The following is a 19,315-nucleotide window of genomic DNA, read 5'->3' on the forward strand; positions in this document are numbered from 1 at the left end:
ATGAATATAAGATTAAAAGCCTACCTTAATTATATTGCTATTGTAAGTTTGCTTCTCTTGAGTATGTCGTGTACGTCTGAGAAGAAAGCTACTTACCGAATTGATAATCCATTGTCGGTTGCTGATAATGGATTTGTTACATTTAAAAATGTACCGGATGGAAACTATCGGGTTCATGTAAAAGTTGGATCAAAAAGTACAAATGGACATACTGTAATCAGAGGAGAATCGCGCAGGTTATTTTTTAATGGTATTGAAACCGAACCCGAAGAATTCAAAGACATTTCTTTTGTAATTAATAAACGCAATCTTCAAATTGATTCAACCAAGCAAGTACGCATAAAGAAACGAGAGATTGGTAAGTTGAATTGGGATGATGATATCACTTTTGAGTTTAATGGTGATTCTCCACAGGTTGAATATATTGAGATGGAACCTGCACCTGATGCCATTACAGTTTTCTTATGTGCTAATTCTACCGTGGTTGATCAGGACCATGAACCTTGGATTGGATGGGGGCAAATGTTTCCTTGCTTCTTTAATGATAAAGTAGCAGTTGCTAATTATGCCGAATCGGGTGAAACAGCTACCGGATTTATTGCTCGTGGTAGATTAGAGAAATTATTAACTCAGGCGAAAGAAGGTGATTATATCTTTGTTGAATTTGGTCATAACGATCAAAAAGAGAAAGGAGAAGGTCGTGGACCTTATCTTAATTTTACCGATCGCTTAAACGAATTTGTTGATAAAGCAAAAGCCAAGGGAATGCACTTGGTGTTTGTAACTCCAACGCAACGTCGTAGCTTCAATGGTGAGGGTAAAATTATGGATACCCATGGTGATTATCCGGATGCCATGAAGAAAGTGGCCGAAGCGGCTAATGTTCCATTGATTGACTTACATAGTTATACGCGAACATTGTACGAGGCAATGGGTGTTGATGAATCAAAAAAGGCTTTTGTACATTATCCGGCTAATACCTTTCCAAATCAACCAAAGGCACTGGCAGACAATACGCATTTTAATCCTTATGGCGGGTTTCAGATTGTGCAGTGCGTGGTGTATGGTATGAAACAAATTGATTTACCCCTTGTGAAATATTTAAGAAGCGATGTTCCTGATTTCACCCCGGAGCAACCCAATAATTTTGAATCATTCAAATGGTATCCAACACCATTTTTTGAAATAGAAAAACCAGATGGTAACTAAAATAAAATATCTAATTCTTAGTTTAATCTTCTCTATAAATGGACTGCTTTTGAAAGCGCAGCAACCTGATGTTACTTTTTTAACACCCAAATTGGCCGGCACTTTACGATTAGGCATTGAGGTGAATGGAGAAAGCAAATGGCTGGCTGATTTTTCGTCGGTTAAGAAGAAGGAAAAGAAAGAGGAAACTTATTATATTTTAAAAGATGCTTTTATCGGTAAAGGAGAGATTACATGGATGGTAAAATCACTGGTTGATAGTGAAGGAGCTGTTATGAAATGGTTCTCTGAAAAAATGCCGGATGGAGCAAAATTGATATGGGCATATGGTGGTGCTTCCAATGAAGAAAATGTGCTTCAGCCTAAAAAGAATATGTTGTTACCTGAATATTGTTATCAAAACGTGTTCAGTATAGAAGGGCATTCGTTCACTTTATATTACGGTACAAGCCGATCGTTAAGAATTCTGGAAGTTGAAACGCCACCTGGAGATAAACTAAGGTTGTGTGATGCTAACAAACAGGCAAATCCTTTGCAATTACTTAATTCAGGAAAGGATAATAATGCGCATGTGGTGGGGGCAAGTGTTCCTTTAAATACAACTGACGAGTTGTATTTCTGTGTTTATCATCTGAACCCTAAAGCTGATTATAATTATTTTATGCTTCCTCAGCTGTTTGAGGATGGATATTACAGGGTGAATGAAGAAACCGAATGGATGAAATCTACCCCAGATTAGATTTTAGTTTATTAGTTATTAGGCAGTAGTCAGAAGTAGATTATACCACAATGTAAGATTAAATTGAAACCAATTGAAGTCACATTCTCATGATAAAAAATAAACCATACTATATACTTTCTTTATTGGTAATCCTTGTGATAACACAGGGTGCTTTTGCTGAAACCTATAATATTCGTGATTTCGGAGCTGTGGGGGACGGAAAAACAATAGATTCTCCTGCTATAAATGCAGCTATTGATAAGGCGGTGGAGAATGGTGGTGGTCGAATATATGTTCCTGCCGGTACATATGCCTGCTATTCCATTCGATTGAAAAGTAACATTACTCTTTATCTCGAATCAGGAGCTACTATCCTGGCTGCTTTCCCAACGCAAAATGATGGTTACGATGCTGCTGAACCCAATCCGGATAATCCTTACCAGGATTTTGGTCACAGTCATTGGAAAAATTCATTGATGTGGGCCATTGGTGAAAGAAATATCACCATTGAGGGGCATGGTTTGATACATGGAGAAGGTTTAACCCGCGAGGAAAGTCGCTTGGCCGGGGTGGGTAACAAAGCAATCGCATTTAAGGAATGTCATAATATCACTCTTAAAGATTTCTCGATGCTGCATTGTGGTCATTTTGCATTGATTGCTACAGGTGTTGATAATTTACATGTTCTGAATTTAAAGGTGGATACCAATCGCGATGGTTTTGATATTGACTGTTGCAGAAATGTCCGCATCACCGATTGTTCGGTTAACTGTCCCTGGGATGATGCCATTGTGTTGAAATCGAGTTATGGACTGGGGTATTTTAAAGATACAGAAAATGTAACCATCAGTGGGTGTTTTGTATCGGGGTACGATAAAGGAACCGCTTTAGGAGCAACGTGGGAGACCTATGAAGATGTGGCACCTGATCATGGAACCAATACAGGCCGCATTAAGTTGGGAACAGAGAGTAGCGGAGGTTTTAAAAATATAGCCATCACCAATTGTATTTTCGAACGTAGCCGTGGTTTGGCAATCGAGGCTGTTGATGGCGGACATCTGGAAGATATTGTTATCTCTAATATTACCATGCGTGAAGTGGGTAACTCACCTTTTTTCTTCCGTTTGGGAGCCCGTCAGCGCAGTCCTAAAGGAACACCGGTTGGCAAAATGCAGCGTATTCTGGTGCAGAATGTAAATGTATATGATGCCGAATCGCAATTCTCGAATATCATTAGTGGTATTCCCGGTCATGCTATTCAATCATTAACATTCAATAATATCAATATTTATTTCAAAGGAGGACATCCGGCAGAGGATGGCTTGATTTCGCCTCCGGAGAATGAGCGAACTTATCCCGAGCCGTGGATGTTTGGAATTATTCCGGCTTCTGGTTTTTACGTCCGTCATGCCAGGGATGTAGTATTCGATAATATTCGTTTTTATTTTGAGGAACCTGATGGTCGTCCACTTTTTAAGTTGGATGATGCTGAAAAGATTTATATCGATCGTGTTTATGTAGAAGGAGAACTGGTTAAAGATCCCTATTCTGCAACTGAAAAATAAAATCATGAAGAGAAAACTTCTGACAATAGCACTTATTTTGACTTTTGGTTGGATAGGTGCTTTTGCACAAAATAATAGTCAGCTTAAAGGATCGGCTTATTCGTCAAGTATTCAAAAAGAAAAATTAGGTAGAGGCCTGATGGCGATTCGGCAAGCCGATGAAAAAGTAGCTGTAGGCTGGCGTTTTTTGCCTGAAGATGATGTGAAAATGAGTTTTGATCTTTACCGTCAGGATGGGAATAAAAAGCCAAAGAAGCTGAATGAAGATGGACTTTTTAAGAGTACCTATTTTATCGATTCTTCTGCTTCCAATTCTAATGATATCACCTATATACTGAAGGAGGCAGGTAAGAAAGAAGTATTGGCACAATACAAGTTAGATGCAAAGGCTGTAAAACCTTATTTGACTATTTCAATGAAAGAAATACCAGGTGATCCTGATTTTCGCTACTCGCCCAATGATGCCTGTATTGGTGATCTAACTGGGGATGGAGAGATGGAGATTATCATAAAACGCTCAAATAGCGGTAAAGATAACTCGCACCGGGGTGTTTGTAACGGTGGTCCAATCATTGAAGCTTACAAGATGGATGGTACTTTTTTGTGGCGTGTTGATTTGGGTGTGAATATCCGTCAAGGTGCGCATTATACGCAGATGATGGTGTATGATTTTAATGGTGATGGAAAAGCGGAACTGGCTGTTAAAACAGCAGAAGGAACCGTGTTTGGCGACGGAACAAACATAGGAGATATTAATAATGATGGAATTACCGATTATGTTGATAGAGATGAAAACTCCAGAACATACGGTAAGATAATGTCGGGCCCTGAGTTTTTATCAGTAATAGAAGGGGCTTCGGGTAGAGAATTGGCCCGCGCTGATTATATCGAACGTGGAGCACCGGATAGTTATGGTGATCGTCATGGTAACCGGGTAGATCGTTACTTAGGTGGAGTTGGTTATTTCGATGGTGAGCGCCCCAGTATATTAATTTGCAGAGGATATTATGCACGAACCGTGTTGGAAGCCTGGGATTATCGGGATGGAAAACTGACCAAACGCTGGCGTTTCGATTCGCATAGTGGCGATCCAAAAGACAGAGAATACGCCGGGCAGGGAAATCATAATCTGAGTATAGGAGATGTTGATGGTGATGGGAAGGATGAAGTGACTTACGGTGCTTGTTTAATCAATAATGATGGAACTCGTGGCTATAATACAAAATTAGGTCATGGTGATGCCATTCACTTAACAGATATCGATATTGATCGTCCGGGACTGGAAGTGTGGGATTGTCATGAAGAAGTACCCACCCGTGCCGGAAGTGAATTGCGCGATGCAGCAACCGGTGAGTTGCTTTGGGGTATTCCGTCATATGAAGATGTGGGGCGTGCTTTGGCAGCCGATATCGATCCTCGTTTCAGAGGGTGCGAGGTTTGGACAACTCATTCGCACGGCGTATATACTGCCAATGGTCGTTTGATAACCGAGCGCACTCCATCTATTAATATGGCCATCTGGTGGGATGGTGATTTAAATCGTGAGTTGCTGAATGGTTCCGGTGTGCCTCGTCGCCCGTTTGTGCGCATTGAAAAATGGAATGGCGATGGAGTTGACCGATTGTCTCTTCCTGATGAAGAGGATTTAATTGCCAACAATTGGACCAAGGGAAATCCGTGTATCAGTGCTGATATTTTTGGTGACTGGCGCGAAGAGTTAGTGGTTCGAACCAAAGACAATAAAGAAGTTCGAATTTATATGACACCTTATGAAACAGAGCATCGTTTTTATTCACTTTTGAGCGATGTGATTTACAGAAATAGTGTGATCACTCAAAATATAGCCTATAACCAACCAACGCAGGCCGGCTTTTATCTGGGGTCTGATCTAGGGCGTTTCTGGCCTGAATATTATACCAGAGGTAGTCAGGTTCATTCTAAATCCGGTCATGGAGAAGGTGGTCGTCCCAACGGGATGCATATGCGATTACAAGGCTCAGAACGAAAAGTAGTAAAAGAATTTACTTGTGATGATGAAGTGTTTGAATTAGATGCACGATACGACTATGATAGTTATAGCTGGAAGGTAAACGGAAATGAAGTAAGTAATCAGCGAGTTTTGAAACTCAACGCAGCAGATTATCCAAAAGGAGAGTCTTTAAAACTGGAGTTGGAAACGGTAATTCACGGAGGTGTGTTTAAGGATGAGGCTAGATTGGTTTTTAAGTAATAAGTATGAAAAGCCTCTGCGGCTTGAGCGGTGAACTCGAATAAAAAAAAGTGAGCATGAAAAAACATAAATCTTTATTCATGATATTGGCAGTGATGTTATTATCATCCTGCGCTGTAGAAAAGAAACAAAATGTAGATACCTTCCCCGATGGAACTGAAATTCCTGCATGGTTCTCCGATGCTTCAAAAATTAAACTCGATGATCAGGGTAAGCAATATAATATTCTGGATTATGGAGCTATAGCAGATAGCTCTGCACTACAAACTGAAATCATTCAGAAAACAATTGATGAAGCTTCTGCAAATGGAGGAGGAGTAATTGTAATTCCAGAAGGCACTTTTTTAAGTGGAGCTTTGTTCTTTAAGCCTAAAACTCATCTGTACCTAGCAGAAGGAGCTACATTAAAAGGTTCTGATGAAATTGAAAATTATCCTTTTGTAAACTCTCGTATGGAAGGGCAGAGCATTGATTATTTTGCTGCTTTGGTGAATGCATACGAGGTGGATGGTTTTTCTATCTCGGGTAAAGGAACCATCAACGGTAATGGATTAAAGTATTGGGAGGCATTCTGGCAACGAAGAAAAGAGAATCCTAAATGTACCAATTTGGAGGTGTCACGACCTCGCTTGGTATTTATATGGAATTGCGACAGTGTGCAGGTGCAGGATGTAAAGTTGGTGAATGCAGGATTTTGGTCGAGCCATTATTATCAGTGCAACTTTGTAAAGATATTAGATCTTCATATTTTCTCGCCTCATCAACCGGTTAAGGCTCCTAGTACCGACGCTATTGATTTGGATGTATGCTCCAATGTGCTGGTAAAAGGTTGCTATATGTCGGTGAATGATGATGCCATTGCCTTGAAAGGCGGTAAAGGTCCCTGGGCTGATCAGGCGGATGAGAATGGTGAAAACACCAATATCATTATCGAAGATTGTGAATTTGGTTTTTGTCATTCTGCTCTGACTTGCGGTAGCGAATCTATTCACAACAAAAACATAGTGATGCGCAACTGTAAGGTTGATGAGGCAAAACGTTTGTTATGGTTGAAGATGCGCCCCGATACTCCACAGAAATATGAATACATAACAGTTGAGAATATCAAAGGACAGGCTCATAGTATGATTTTTGTAAAGCCCTGGCGTCAGTTTTTTGATTTAAAAGGGCGGGAAGAAGTGCCGCTTTCTTATTCCGATCATATTACCATGAAAAACATAGAGCTGGATTGCGAGATATTCTTCGATATCAATATTACAGAGTACGACAAGCTTTCGAATTTTACTTTTGAAGACCTGGCCATCACAGCCGCTAAAGCCGATTATGAGAAAGGGCTTATCGATGGAGTTACTATCTCGAATGTGTTGGTTAATGGTAAGGAGATTGAGTAATAGACTGATTTATAATTTAAAAAATAAACCTGGGTAGTTATTCTCTATCCAGGATTTTTTTGAAAGAATTTTTCTTATTAGAAGATGGATCGGAAATCAGAATCGATAAACATTTGGTCTTGTGCTTCTTTGATGGCTTTTTTCATGGTTTTAGCCATTAACTCGCCCACTACAATACCCTTTGTTTTATTAACTTCTGCCATGTAGGCTCCATTAGTGGTTTTTCGAAATGCAATTGTGTTATTTTTAATATCCAAAAGTGTCCATCTGATTTGAATGGATGCGGCAACAAATCTAGGCTTGGTATAAACCGATCTGATTTGATTGCTATTTAAAATTTCAGCAGCCAGTTTGTATCTTATGTCTTCTTTTTCAGAAATATCCACCTGGAATAAATTCAGATCTTGTCCAATGATGAAATTATTATTTCTGAAATTCGTGTTCATTACTTCCACTAATTCTTTTCGGGTGAAGTTGGTTACAGTTTTAGTAATAACCAAAGTGTCAGGAATCAGGAATTGTTCCTTTTCTTGTTTGGTGTTTGAATCGATGGGTTTTAGATCAATGTTTAATGATGCATATGGTCGGTCTGAATCAACTATTACTGTTTGACTGTAATAACCTCTTTTTATAAAGTACAGAACCTTATTGACATCAAAATTGATTTTGACATCGCTTGGGTTACTTTTTAGATACGTGTTATCTAAAATCACAGAAACATCATCTTGTTTATAATTTACTTTTACTTTAGTTGTTTGTGCGATTGTGCTAATTGAACAAATTAATAATGTAACGAGTAAATATTTTTTCATTTGTACCAGATATTGAAGAACCCACCCTAAATTAAAGGGTGGGTATATTATTGTTCTATATAGATTCGAGGGTTAAAGTGATTTTATTCAGCTTACGTTGATAATAGACATTGACCATCTTACCTTGATCATTTTTCATCACATCAAAATAACTCACCTTTCCTTTTTCTAAATTAAGTTTTGACTGATGTTTGAGGTCAATTGTATTCTTAAGGTAGTTTTGGGTCAGGTTGAAAGAATAAACAACAGGCTTATCTCCACTGGAATTATCTTTACAAATTAGAATTACCTCGCCATTATCATCCAGAGTGTTAAATGCATAGTCAAACCATCCTGCCGAGTGTAGTTGTTTTGCTAATACCATTCCAGGCAGATTAACGTAAGGATACCAACAGGTTATTTTATTGTTATCCTCTTTTAAGCCAGGTTGTATTTCCTCCAGTTCTCCTTCCTTATTAAAAACAAAGAAGATGTAATCCCTGATATCCATAACTACTTTCCCTTTTTCGCTGGGTTGAGATCCACCACCGGCATAACCAACGTATTTACCTGTTATTAGATCCCTGGTAGCTTGCACTGCAGCTGGTGTAATATTTGTGTTTTTTCTGAACATTTCAGAAACTACTATTATTTTGTCATCTTTTAGAATCAAATCTTCCACCAGTACTTTATCCTTGCTTCCTAAAGAAAAGCTGGTGTTGGTCTTTTTTAGTACCTCTTGAATGTTTTCTTTGTTATTAACTTTTGTGTATAAGCCTTCTTTTCCAGTGTTTGTCAATTTTAATAAGTAAACTCCTTCGTTATTAACACCGTTTATCTTTTCTCCTTTTACATAGGCACCCCCGGCAAAGACATTGCCCTCCTCATCCAGTCTGATATTGTTATATAATAGAGTGTTTGTTCCATCATAACATTCATATTCAAATCTTTTGTCGCCATTGGATGGATCGAAGGAGATAATTGTTGGCTTAACTTTGTTTCCATTTTCAAAGTTTTCCCAAACCACCAATTGATTTTTAGTGCTAATAATGTCGCTTACTGTTTTGAGTCCTTTGGGAACTGTTTGTTCTATTCGCCAGATATTTTCCAGTTTGTTATCTACCTTCGAAAGTGTATAGCCATTTTTCTTTTTTTCATCAATTGGACTTACCACATAAAATCCTTCTCCTGTTCTGTCTGCAAAAACCGTACTGGCTGCCAATCGTTTTTTGTCCGTTTCAATTGTTTTTTCGGTTACAATTTTGCCCGCCTTATCAAGGATGTATAATTTAATTTGTTTGTTTTTTCTGTCGTCCACCGATACCAGTGAATATTGTCCGTTAAAAATAACATTGTTGACCTCTGCATTTTTATGAATAGAGATGCTGGTTTGGTTGCTGGAAGATAGGTCTTTACTTATGATGTTAAATTCAAATAAGCGGTTCCCCTTGGATTCTTTTTCAAGCATGTAAAAAGCACAGTAGCCTTCTACTTCTCCGTCAATGCCACTTAAAATTGGGTTGATGTCTGTAAATCGCGAAGTAACAATGTCGTTTATTTCAATTGTTTGAGAATAAACACAGTGATAGCATAAAAGCAATGAAATTGCTAAGACAATTTTTTTCATAGTTGTTTTCAAATATTAATTATGAGTCTTGTTTAAACAGGTTGTTAAATTGTTTAAATCGAAGTTCAAAATAAGTAATTAATATTTTTATTTACTAATGATAATGATAGTACATGTTATATGTGTGTTGGTTAAATAATTGTCTTAGAGTAATTAAATATGTAATATAAATGTTTTAAAATATTATATTCTGTATTATAAATAGGTAATTTTAAAAATGTGATTTCAGTTTAATGTAAAATAAGAATAGATTATTAGGTTGTCTGCAACCTTTTGAAATATATTAAGATGATGTGAGTACTATACTGGAAGGTATTCTATTTTCTTCTGCTATCAATCACAACAAAAGGTACACTTAATTTTAAAACGCCCTCTTGTTCTGCTTTTTTATTGAGAGCTTCTTCAACTTTAGAAAACACCTGCTCGTATTGCTCTGGTGGAACCAACTCCTTCCATGAATCAATAAAGGCAAGACGGATAAAGAAATGGTTAAACATAGCAGTGGCATCGGCAAAATGGTAATTGAACTGATCGTGGGTGACTGATTCAACTGTAAAACCAGCATTTTCAATCATCTTTAAATACTTATCCAGCGGTTTGCGCTTTTTGTAGATGTGTTGATGCATCTGTTCAATAGAGTCTGTCAGATTCAGTTGGTTAAAAACTTTTTCCAGGGCTGAATAAAACTCCATCATTGTTTCATGCAGGTTAACCGTCTGAATAAACTGAGCACCCGGCTTGCTGATGCGAGCACATTCCATCAATGATTGCTCCAGATCTTCCACATTGTTTAATCCGTTATTGCTAACCACTAAATCGATGCTATTGGATTCGAGTGGAATATTTTCGATATCACCATGTATGATTTCAATATTGCTGATGCCAAAGATTTTAATCTTTTTCTCCGCTCGTCTGATGGCTGCTTCCCACGGATCAATACCATATACTTTTGAGGTAGTGCCCAAACGCATGGCCAGTTCTGTAAGAGGGAAGCCGGCTCCAAAGCCAATGTCCAGTGCTTTTATTCCTTTTTTATATTTAATATCTTCCAATAATTTTAATCCGAATGGTGCCGACCATAGTGGTGTCTCATCAAATACCTCAATTAGTTCATCAGATTCAAAATCCCAGTTGGTTTGCAGATAGGTTTTCATCAGAAAGGTATTGGTTCTAGTTTATGGCAGTAGTCCAAATGGGTACCATGGCAGCTACAATAATAACTGTCATTTGCAATAAATAATTGGTAATGAATAAGCCGCACAGTATAAGAGCATCGTTCTCAGAGTTAAATTCTATCATGCCACTGCTCGTTTTGGATTGGCTTTGAAGAGCAATCCCATCAGGTCCCAGTATAGACCATTTAGTATTCCATGCATTGTCGTACTGCCAATGGTAAGTTTTGCCTGATAAACTAATGGTTGCTTTTGTCATCCAGGTTCCGTACGAAATATTTCCAATTAATTTTTGACTGTCGGCATCAATAATATTGGTTTGTGGCTTAAATAAACTGGTTGTTTGAAATATATATTTATGGTTGTTGATAATTCCGTTTGAGGTTTTACAAAAAGCTTTGTCTTTTAGGGTGCCAACTAGGCGGTTGTTTGTATAAATCTCGTAGGTGGACGAGAATAGTCCTTTTTTCCAATTGTAAAGGGTTTTCATAGATAACAGATTAAGTTGCCTAAAGATAATAATACCTATGCGATTATCGATAACACCCCCAATAATTAATGATATTCATTACAAAACGATTCTTAATCATTAAAGAGTGCTTCTTGTTACTTCAAAGTGACTTCCTGATGATGCAAAATAATTTAGTATTTATTTAAAAGCAGGTAGCAATGCTTCAAAGCAGATGAGCGACCCTTCAAAGTGGAAGAGCGACCCTTCAAAGTGAAGGAGCGATGCTTTAAAGTAAAAGAGCAATATTATAAAGTAAGCTAGTAGTTATTAAAAATTAAATAGAACGATATTAAAATTAATAACATTAATTATTAACTTAACAATGCGTTAAAATCTAAAATGCTATGAGTAAAAATCCAGTGCCCATTAATTGTCCCAGTTGTAAAGAAGTTCTTCAGGTTAAGCAAATGATATGTCCGGCTTGCGAAACAAGGGTAGAGGGGCAGTTTGCCTTTTCAACGCTACTGCAATTGCCTGCTGACGAACAAGAGTTAATAGTCAATTACTTTAAGCATAAGGGTAACCTTATTAAACTGCAGGAAGTGTATCAAATTAGTTATCCGCCTTTGCGAAAAATGCTGGATAAGTTACTTAAGAAGTTTGAGGAAGAGGAATAGCAAATAAGGCAAAAGTTAAAAGCCAAAAGGTTAAAGTGAAGGATGTAAGCTGCTCAAACGATAGATACTGATAGCTTCGACCGGCCTTTATTCCTATTGCCCTGTAGACTTACGTCATCGGTCTTCCGACTTCTTAACAGTGCTTCTTATTTCCGAAGGATTTTGTCCCACTTTTTTCTTAAAAAGCCTGCTGAAATAATGGATGGATTGAAATCCTAAATCATAACTAATTTCCTTAATACTTTTATCGGAGGTTAAAATAAGCTCTTTTGCCCGCATCAGTTTTAAGTCAAGGTAATACTGGTGAGGCGATATGCCAGTATACTTTTTAAACATCTTTCTGAAATACGAGTAACCAATGCAACTATCCTGAGCTAGTTTTTCCAGGTCTACTCCGCCTTCAATGTTTTTGCGCATTTGAAAACGTGCATCTTGTATTAGTTTTTCAATCTGTGTTCCGGCAAAATTGCGGTGCTTCTGGCGTGCTGCAATATAACCTAATAGTTTAATAATAAAGCCTGAAGCAATATGCTGGTTACCCGGGGCTTCGTTTTGGGCTAATTCAAAAATTCGAAAATAAGTATCAATAATGTCTTCATGGTCACCACATTCAATCAACGATTGTCCTTGTAGTACCTGGTTGTCTAATAAAAAATGCTTGGCCAATGTGCCGTCAAAACCAATGTAATGTTCCTGCCAACCCGAGTTTTTAGCCGGACGATAGCGATGCCATTCGCCTTTTCGTATAATCATTAACGAGCCTGGCTTTACAGTAAATTTACCCCGGCCGTTTTCGAGTGTTCCTCTGCCTTCGGTAATATAATTGATTTGATACTCGTTTAGTACACGGCCGTTTTCCCAGGTAAAGTAATAACCGCTAGGATGTTCGTTAGGTGGGTAGGCTGAACCTGATTTTATATTCGATTTTCCGGCAACGGTTAAATATAGTCCCCAGGCTCTGTCTTCCGCTCCTGCTGTGAGGTATTTGAAAAAGTCTTTCATAATTGGTCCAAAAAGTGCAAATCAAATGCCAAAAAGTGTATTGATGAATTTGATTATGACGTTTATTTTTGGTTTCATAAGCAACTAAATTTATTGAATAAAATTATTCAATTTTCCCTTAAATCAAATTAGTTATACTATTATGCAAGTTATTTTAGGAATTCTTTTTCACTCGCTGGGAGGAGCCTCTTCCGGGAGTTGGTACATGCCTTATAATCTGGTTAAAAAATGGAGATGGGAAGTTTACTGGATTGTAGGCGGTTTGTTTTCGTGGCTCATAATGCCATTTATCGCTGTTTTATTAACTACCCCCGGATGGAGTGATATTATTGGAGCTACCGATAATTCGGTTGTTCGTCTTACTTATATATTAGGTGTTTTGTGGGGAGTAGGAGGACTTACTTATGGTCTGGGAATTCGTTACCTGGGCATGTCTCTCGGAAATTCAGTTTTACTGGGAATTACCTCATTGGTTGGATCCTTAGGTTTACCCATTCTGCGTAATATTGGCAACCTGGCTGATGTATTGCCTGCAGGCGATTCTTTTACCGATATGCTTAGTAGTACTAGTGGCAGAATCATTCTGTTTGGTATTCTGGTTATGATGGTTGGAATCATTTTAAGCGGAAAGGCCGGGTTGATGAAAGACAAAGAACTGGCAGACGTAAAAGAAGGAGTGAATAGTGAGTTTAAACTTACCAAAGGTTTAATTATTGCGGTAATTTCGGGTGTTTTGAGTGCTTTCTTTAGTTTTGGTATTGATGCCGGAAAGGAAATGGGAGAAGCAGTTCGTTCTATTGCAGTAGAAAATAATTTCTCCTTTGTAACCGATGGAGTTTACCTGTTTGAAAATAACATTATATTTCTGGTAATTCTTTGGGGTGGATTAACAACTAACCTTATTTGGAGTTTGGGGCTTATCATTAAAAATAAAACGGGTAAAGATTTTGTTGATGCAAAAACTCCGTTACTGAAAAACTACCTGTTCTGTGCACTGGCTGGAACTACCTGGTTCTTACAATTCTTCTTTTATGGAATGGGCGAAACAAAAATAGGTAATGGTGCCAGTTCATGGATTCTGCACATGTCTACTATCATTCTTACAGCTAATTTTTGGGGCTTCTATCGAAAAGAATGGGCCGGAGTTTCCAAAAAAACCAGAACCACTATTTTCCTTGGCATTGGTTTAATTCTGTTGTCTGTAATTATTATGGGTATTGCCAAAAGTGACTTTGTAAATTAAATTATCTACCATGACTAGATTAGCATTTAAGATGCACCTCAATGAGGGGCAGAAACAAGAATACATAAAGCGTCATAACGAAATATGGCCTGAACTAAAGAAACTCTTGAAAGATGCCGGAGTGTCGGAATATTCCATATTCCTGGATGAAGAAACTAATACTTTATTTGCTTTTCAAAAAGTAAGTGGTGACGGAGGATCGCAGGATTTAGGTAAAACAGAAATTGTAAAACAGTGGTGGAATTTTATGGCTGATATTATGAAAGTTAATCCTGATAATTCTCCGGTTACTATTCCTTTAGAAGAAGTGTTTTATATGGAGTAAAGACAAGTCAAAAGTGAAATTTTAAAAGTCAAAATACCGAAGCTCGATAAGGAACGGTTCTCTATTTGAGAGATAAAAATAAAGAACCGTTCCATAATAAAATTTTAAGTAGTCCCGTAGGGACGTTTGTAAGAGCATGGCATGTGAATGCTATGTGAATTAGAAGATAAAAATCCAGTCCCGAAGGGACGTCTTTGCCAACATAGTATGTAAATGCTATGTAATGCGAAAAGTAAATCATAGTCCCGAAGGGACGTTTGTAGCAGCATAGTACGAGAGTGCAATGTGAATTAGAAGATGGGAAACCAGTCCCGCAGGGACGACTTTACCAACATAGTATGCAAATGCTATGTAATACGAACGGTAAATAACAGTCCTGTAGGGACGTTTGTAAAAGCATAGTACGTAAGTGCTATGAGAGAGAGAGAAAAAAACAAAAAAGAAACAACATTAAAAAATTATACAATGGCTAACGAAATCATTAAAAAAGCATACGAAGTTGCAAAAGAACAATATGCAGCATTAGGAATCGATACCGACAAGGTGATCGAAAAAATGAAAGATGTGGTAATCAGTTTACACTGTTGGCAAACTGATGATGTTGGAGGTTTTGAAACACCAGACGCTGAGTTGGGCGGTGGCGGTATTCAAACCACAGGTAACTATCCTGGTAAGGCAGGTAGTATTGCTGAGATGCGTCAGGATTTAGATAAGGCAATGTCCTTATTGCCAGGTAAACAAAGATTAAACCTACATGCAATATACGGTGACTTTGCTGGAGAATTTGTTGAGCGTAACGAGATTGAAGTGAAGCATTTTCAGGGATGGATTGATTGGGCTAAAGAACGTGGTATGGGATTGGATTTTAACGCTACCTTCTTTTCTCATCCTAAATCAGATGATGGATTTAGCTTATCAAGCAAAAACGAAGAGCATCGTCAGTTTTGGGTTGAGCATTTGAAGCGTTGTCGTGCCATTGGTGCTGAAATGGGTAAACAGTTAGGTACTCCTTGTGTACACAATACCTGGGTGCACGATGGATCAAAAGACACCCCTATCGATAGAAACGGATATCGCGAAATTCTTAAGAAATCATTAGATGAGGCGTTTTCTGTTGAATATCCTAAAGAACATTTGAAAGATGCGGTAGAAAGTAAGTTATTCGGTATTGGTGCTGAAAGCATGACTGTGGGCTCGCACGATTTCTATTTGGGATATGCCATCAAAAATAATAAACTGATTTGTTTAGATAACGGTCACTTCCATCCAACTGAGCAGGTGGGTGATAAAATATCAGCATGTTTAAATTTTGTTGATGAGGTATTGTTACATGTTACTCGTCCGGTGCGTTGGGATTCTGATCATGTGGTGACCTTAAATGAAGATATTCAATTAATAGCTTCTGAAATTGTTCGTAACGAATTTCTGAATCGTGTTAATATTGGTCTCGACTTCTTCGATGCTTCAATCAACCGCATTGGTGCTTATGTAACGGGTACTCGTGCAGCTCAAAAAGCCTTTATGATTGCTATGTTGGAACCAACAGCAACGCTGGTTGAATACGAAGAAGAAGGTAAGAACTTTGAACGTTTGGCATTGTTGGAAGAGTTGAAAACGAAGCCTTTTGGTGCTGTGTGGGATTATTATTGTATGCAAGAAGGTGTGCCTGTAAGTGAGGCTTACATTGCCGATATCCAACAATATGAAAAAGACGTTTTGAGTAAAAGATAAGAATGACTAAAATCCCTTAATTCAAATGATTTTGTTGCACTAGGGTGGCCTCATTAAAGATGTTTGAAGCGAAGAGGAAGAGTTTTAGAAAGACCGGGAAGCTGAGAACTTGTTCGAAGATCACCCGGCCGCACTTAAGCTCTTCAAATAAGCATCAAGCATCTTTAATGTAGCCTTGATTTTCTTTGTTTCGTTTCTTGTATCAAGACAAGAAATGAAAAGCCTCGCGGCTAGAGCGAAGTAATGAAAAGAAAATTATCTGGGTGTAATAAATAATCATTCAAAATCAGTTATTATGAATCCAAGTCTGAATGATTTAATTGAAATATCCCAGCAATACGGAAAAAATCCCCTTTATGTGATTGCCGGAGGTGGTAATACCTCTTACAAAGACGAAGAAAAACTTTGGATCAAAGCTAGTGGAACGTCACTGGCTGTAATCGAAGAAGATGGTTTTGTGTGTCTTTCACGAAGTAAACTCAAAACCATAGCTGAAAAATCGTATAGCACCGACAGTTCAAAGCGAGAAGAAGAGGTGAAAAACGATTTGCATGCAGCCATATTATTCCCGGTTGATAAGCGTCCAAGTGTGGAAACATCAATGCATGAAGTAATCGATTATGCATACGTTGTTCATACGCATCCAACCTTGGTAAATGCTTTGATGTGTTCAGTTAATGCCAAAGAAAAATGTGCAGAGTTGTTTCCCGATGCATTATTTATTGAATATACCGATCCTGGTTATGTGCTTTTCAAAAAAGTATATAATCGCATTAACGATTATAAAGCAGAAAAAGGAGAATCGCCAAAGGTAATTTTTCTTGAGAATCATGGGATTTTTGTAGCAGCAAATAATGTTGATGAAGTAAATACAATATACGATAATGTAAACGAAGTGTTATTAGCTCAAATTGAAGAAGAACTTCCTTTTTCCAATGCATTAGAAGTGATGGATTTTGATTTGAATGCTATTAAATCTGTTGTTGATCCTGCCAGTCAGATGATAGTAAAGTTCTTTAGCAGCGATTTGATACAATACTTTGTGAATGATGAGCAGATGTTTCAAAAGGTGGCCGCAGCTTATACGCCCGATAACATTGTTTATGCCAAAGCTTACTATCCGTTTTTACAATCAGAAGAAAATGCTGATGTGTTAAAGGAATTTATTGCTCAAAAAGGATATGCTCCCAAGGTTATTGCTATTAAAGGCAAAGGGATTGTGATAGCAGAGGAAAGCGAGAAATCAGTTGCTACGGTTTTGGAGGTTTTTACCGATATGTTGAAGATTGGTTTTTATGCCTCGGGTTTTGGTGGCCCAAAATCAATGACAGCAGAGCAAATTGCGTTTATCGATAATTGGGAAGTGGAAAATTACCGTCGAAAGATGGCTAAAAAATAAAATATTATTGGGTAAAGTTGTACAGATTGGCCTAATTGGAAATGAGGAATGTTTTGAAGTTGAACATTAGTAAGACCGGGAAGTTGAGAGCTTTGCTCGAAAATCACCCGGCCGCACTTAGGTTCAATAAAGAAACAAGAGTCATTGCCAATTCAGCCTTGATTTTCTTTGTTTCGTTTCTTGTATCAAGACAAGAAATGAATTGAAAATCGGCGAAGCCAAAAGCTTCCGCGGCTTGAGCAGCGAAAAGCAGGTGAGAGGATGTCTCAAGATTACAACGAAGATTCATTAAATAAAAAAGGAATGAGTATACCTGTTATTGCCGTTTTTGATATAGGTAAGACAAATAAAAAAATATTGCTCTTTGACGAAAAGCTGCAGATGGTTTTTCAGAAAGAGCAGAAAATGCCAACCATTGTTGATGAGGATGGATTTGAATGTGATGATATTGATCTGATTGAAGATTGGATGAAATCGACCCTCAAACAATTGGTTGATGAAAAAGATTACGATGTAAAGGCGGTTAATTTCTCAACCTATGGAGCTAGTCTGGCTTTCTTGGATGAGGCAGGAAAACGTTTGACGCCTATTTATAATTATCTGAAGCCGATTGATGAATCGATTCATCAGGCATTGTATGAAAAGTATGGTGGCGAAGCGGAATTTTGTCGCCAAACAGCCAGTCCGGCTTTGGGTGTGATGCTGAATTCGGGCATTCAAATATTGTGGTTGCAAAAAGAACAGCCTGAGTTGTTTGTAAAGGTGAAGGATATACTTCATTTTCCACAGTATCTATCGTACTTGCTAACGGGTAATGTTACTTCGGAAAGTACTTCTATTGGTTGTCACACTTTTATGTGGAATTTTGATGATAGTAAGTATCATCAATGGTTGACTGACGCTGGAGTAAAGCTCCCTGATCCTGTTTCAAACCAGCTTTGTTTAGATAGTAAGCTGGATGGTGTTGATATCAAAACGGGCATTGGCATTCATGACAGTTCATCTAGTCTGGTGCCTTATTTTAAGGGCAGCGACGAAAAGTTTGTGTTGGTATCTACTGGAACGTGGTGTATCAATATGAATCCTTACAATTATAGTCCGCTGACTGCCGATCAGTTGAAACGCGATTGTTTGTGTTACATCAGTAGCGAACAAAAACCGGTGAAGTCATCGCGTTTATTTATGGGGCACATTCATGATGTGAATACCGAGCGATTGACCAACTTCTTTAAGGTTGAAAGTAATCAATACAAAAAAGTAAAAGCTGATGAGGCATTGATGAATCAATATCTTTCAAAAGGCAAGGAAAGAATGTTCTTTAAGGATGAGATGTCGGCTGATTATATTGATACTTCGATTGATCTGTCTCAATTTTCATCGTTTGATGAGGCCTATCATCGCCTGATGTTTGATTTAACCTTGTTGGATGCTGAATCGCTGGATTTGGTAATGAGTGATGATGTTAAAACGATTTATATCTCAGGAGGGTTTGCCCGAAATGAGATGTTTATTCGATTGATGGCAAATTTCTATCCGCAATGTAAGGTTTATACATCAGAGGTAGATAACGCCAGTGCATTAGGAGCTGCACTGTTGGTATACGATCAACTGGACTCGAAAGAAAAGCCATCGGTTGATTTAGGTTTAAAATATTGGAAAGCATTTGGATAAAAAGGGGTAATACTCCTAACTTGCATGTTTAAATAATTAGTTTTTGAAGTGAGCTACTGCCTACTGTCTAAAAACTAACAAGCTAAATTTTGGATTTTTTGATTTAAGGA

16 protein-coding genes are annotated in these 19,315 nt (G+C 37.9%); 11 read left to right on the forward strand and 5 right to left on the reverse strand.

All coding sequences use genetic code 11. The features are described 5' to 3' along the window. The 5 genes from KEM10_RS07365 to KEM10_RS07385 all read left to right on the forward strand — a co-directional run bounded on the left by KEM10_RS07365 (nt 1) and on the right by KEM10_RS07385 (nt 7,116). Nucleotides 1-1,209: a rhamnogalacturonan acetylesterase gene (locus KEM10_RS07365; protein ID WP_212215333.1), complete on the forward strand. Its 1,209-nt coding sequence runs from the start codon at nt 1-3 to the stop codon at nt 1,207-1,209. Between the two features lie 49 nt (nt 1,210-1,258). Next, entirely contained in the window at nt 1,259-1,948 is a 690-nt protein-coding gene (locus KEM10_RS07370; protein WP_212215334.1) for a DUF4450 domain-containing protein, read from the forward strand. Between the two features lie 89 nt (nt 1,949-2,037). After that, nucleotides 2,038-3,495: a rhamnogalacturonidase gene (locus tag KEM10_RS07375; RefSeq protein WP_212215335.1), complete on the forward strand. Its 1,458-nt coding sequence runs from the start codon at nt 2,038-2,040 to the stop codon at nt 3,493-3,495. Between the two features lie 4 nt (nt 3,496-3,499). Further along, complete coding sequence (locus tag KEM10_RS07380; RefSeq protein WP_212215336.1) at nt 3,500-5,725, forward strand: rhamnogalacturonan lyase; 2,226 nt, start codon at nt 3,500-3,502, stop codon at nt 5,723-5,725. Nucleotides 5,726-5,781: 56 nt separating this feature from the next. Beyond that, complete coding sequence (locus KEM10_RS07385) at nt 5,782-7,116, forward strand: rhamnogalacturonidase (RefSeq protein WP_212215337.1); 1,335 nt, start codon at nt 5,782-5,784, stop codon at nt 7,114-7,116. Between the two features lie 77 nt (nt 7,117-7,193). On the opposite strand, the gene KEM10_RS07390 is transcribed toward KEM10_RS07385, so the two are convergent. The 4 genes from KEM10_RS07390 to KEM10_RS07405 form a co-directional block, all read right to left on the reverse strand. After that, entirely contained in the window at nt 7,194-7,928 is a 735-nt protein-coding gene (locus KEM10_RS07390) for a hypothetical protein (RefSeq protein WP_212215338.1), read from the reverse strand. A gap of 55 nt (nt 7,929-7,983) precedes the next feature. After that, complete coding sequence (locus KEM10_RS07395) at nt 7,984-9,534, reverse strand: DUF6770 family protein (protein ID WP_212215339.1); 1,551 nt, start codon at nt 9,532-9,534, stop codon at nt 7,984-7,986. Between the two features lie 317 nt (nt 9,535-9,851). After that, a complete protein-coding gene (locus KEM10_RS07400) occupies nt 9,852-10,688 on the reverse strand; it encodes a class I SAM-dependent methyltransferase (protein ID WP_212215340.1) in 837 nt (278 codons plus the stop codon). 16 nt (nt 10,689-10,704) lie between these two features. Then, entirely contained in the window at nt 10,705-11,196 is a 492-nt protein-coding gene (locus tag KEM10_RS07405; RefSeq protein ID WP_212215341.1) for a hypothetical protein, read from the reverse strand. Nucleotides 11,197-11,561: 365 nt separating this feature from the next. Here KEM10_RS07405 and KEM10_RS07410 point away from each other — a divergent pair, with 365 nt between their 5' ends. Then, nucleotides 11,562-11,834: a DUF2089 family protein gene (locus KEM10_RS07410; RefSeq protein WP_212215342.1), complete on the forward strand. Its 273-nt coding sequence runs from the start codon at nt 11,562-11,564 to the stop codon at nt 11,832-11,834. Between the two features lie 114 nt (nt 11,835-11,948). On the opposite strand, the gene KEM10_RS07415 is transcribed toward KEM10_RS07410, so the two are convergent. Further along, nucleotides 11,949-12,836: an AraC family transcriptional regulator gene (locus KEM10_RS07415; RefSeq protein ID WP_212215343.1), complete on the reverse strand. Its 888-nt coding sequence runs from the start codon at nt 12,834-12,836 to the stop codon at nt 11,949-11,951. Nucleotides 12,837-12,978: 142 nt separating this feature from the next. Between KEM10_RS07415 and KEM10_RS07420 the strand changes: the two genes are divergently transcribed. From KEM10_RS07420 to KEM10_RS07440, 5 genes are all read left to right on the forward strand, one after another. Continuing rightward, entirely contained in the window at nt 12,979-14,079 is a 1,101-nt protein-coding gene (locus tag KEM10_RS07420; protein ID WP_212215344.1) for an L-rhamnose/proton symporter RhaT, read from the forward strand. A 10-nt stretch (nt 14,080-14,089) separates the two neighbouring features. Further along, nucleotides 14,090-14,404: an L-rhamnose mutarotase gene (gene rhaM / locus KEM10_RS07425; protein WP_212215345.1), complete on the forward strand. Its 315-nt coding sequence runs from the start codon at nt 14,090-14,092 to the stop codon at nt 14,402-14,404. Nucleotides 14,405-14,869: 465 nt separating this feature from the next. Next, entirely contained in the window at nt 14,870-16,135 is a 1,266-nt protein-coding gene (locus KEM10_RS07430; RefSeq protein WP_212215346.1) for an L-rhamnose isomerase, read from the forward strand. 295 nt (nt 16,136-16,430) lie between these two features. Continuing rightward, entirely contained in the window at nt 16,431-17,534 is a 1,104-nt protein-coding gene (locus KEM10_RS07435; protein WP_212215347.1) for a class II aldolase/adducin family protein, read from the forward strand. Between the two features lie 261 nt (nt 17,535-17,795). Next, nucleotides 17,796-19,205 carry an FGGY-family carbohydrate kinase gene (locus KEM10_RS07440; protein WP_244825621.1) on the forward strand — a complete coding sequence of 470 codons (1,410 nt, stop codon included), beginning with the start codon at nt 17,796-17,798 and terminating at the stop codon, nt 19,203-19,205. Nucleotides 19,206-19,315: the final 110 nt, after the last annotated feature.

Origin of the sequence: Carboxylicivirga linearis (assembly GCF_018271995.1) — a bacterium.
GTDB classification, from domain to species: Bacteria; Bacteroidota; Bacteroidia; order Bacteroidales; family Marinilabiliaceae; genus Carboxylicivirga; species Carboxylicivirga linearis.

Coding starts and splice junctions, on each gene's coding strand:
- KEM10_RS07365 (WP_212215333.1), top strand. CDS start 1: ATGAATATAAGATTAAAAGCCTACCTTAATTATATTGCTATTGTAAGT.
- KEM10_RS07375 (WP_212215335.1), top strand. CDS start 2,038: ATGATAAAAAATAAACCATACTATATACTTTCTTTATTGGTAATCCTT.
- KEM10_RS07380 (WP_212215336.1), top strand. CDS start 3,500: ATGAAGAGAAAACTTCTGACAATAGCACTTATTTTGACTTTTGGTTGG.
- KEM10_RS07385 (WP_212215337.1), top strand. CDS start 5,782: ATGAAAAAACATAAATCTTTATTCATGATATTGGCAGTGATGTTATTA.
- KEM10_RS07390 (WP_212215338.1), bottom strand. CDS start 7,928: ATGAAAAAATATTTACTCGTTACATTATTAATTTGTTCAATTAGCACA.
- KEM10_RS07395 (WP_212215339.1), bottom strand. CDS start 9,534: ATGAAAAAAATTGTCTTAGCAATTTCATTGCTTTTATGCTATCACTGT.
- KEM10_RS07400 (WP_212215340.1), bottom strand. CDS start 10,688: ATGAAAACCTATCTGCAAACCAACTGGGATTTTGAATCTGATGAACTA.
- KEM10_RS07405 (WP_212215341.1), bottom strand. CDS start 11,196: ATGAAAACCCTTTACAATTGGAAAAAAGGACTATTCTCGTCCACCTAC.
- KEM10_RS07410 (WP_212215342.1), top strand. CDS start 11,562: ATGAGTAAAAATCCAGTGCCCATTAATTGTCCCAGTTGTAAAGAAGTT.
- KEM10_RS07415 (WP_212215343.1), bottom strand. CDS start 12,836: ATGAAAGACTTTTTCAAATACCTCACAGCAGGAGCGGAAGACAGAGCC.
- KEM10_RS07420 (WP_212215344.1), top strand. CDS start 12,979: ATGCAAGTTATTTTAGGAATTCTTTTTCACTCGCTGGGAGGAGCCTCT.
- rhaM (WP_212215345.1), top strand. CDS start 14,090: ATGACTAGATTAGCATTTAAGATGCACCTCAATGAGGGGCAGAAACAA.
- KEM10_RS07430 (WP_212215346.1), top strand. CDS start 14,870: ATGGCTAACGAAATCATTAAAAAAGCATACGAAGTTGCAAAAGAACAA.
- KEM10_RS07435 (WP_212215347.1), top strand. CDS start 16,431: ATGAATCCAAGTCTGAATGATTTAATTGAAATATCCCAGCAATACGGA.
- KEM10_RS07440 (WP_244825621.1), top strand. CDS start 17,796: ATGTCTCAAGATTACAACGAAGATTCATTAAATAAAAAAGGAATGAGT.